This is a genomic window from Pseudomonas sp. PDM25 (assembly GCF_019219045.1).
Taxonomy (GTDB): domain Bacteria; phylum Pseudomonadota; class Gammaproteobacteria; order Pseudomonadales; family Pseudomonadaceae; genus Aquipseudomonas.
Window position 1 is genome coordinate 1 of sequence record NZ_JAHUWL010000088.1, and the last position, 311, is coordinate 311.

General features: G+C 63.3%; 1 pseudogene. It reads right to left on the reverse strand.

What is annotated here, in order from left to right:
* Positions 1–311 (reverse strand): annotated as a pseudogene (locus tag KW848_RS31455) (glycine dehydrogenase (aminomethyl-transferring)); the annotation flags it as partial.

Consider the following 311-nt stretch of genomic DNA (forward strand, 5'->3'; position numbering starts at 1 on the left):
GGGAAATTTCCGGTTGATACGGCGTGTACGCGGTGTACCAGGCCGGGTTTTCCAGCAGGTTGCGCAGGATCGGCGACGGCGTGTGGGTGCCGTAGTAGCCCTGGCCGATGAAGGTCTTGAACAGCTGATTTTTGCCGGCAATGGACTTGATCAAGGCCAGGGCGTCGGCTTCGCTGAGGCCGTCTTCGAGGCCGAGGACGCTGGTGCCCTTGATGCTGTCGGGGATGACGCTGGCGCTCAGGGCTTCCAGCGAGTCGAAGCCGAGGCTGTTGAGCATGGCTTGCTCGTCGCCGGTACGCGGGCCGATGTGG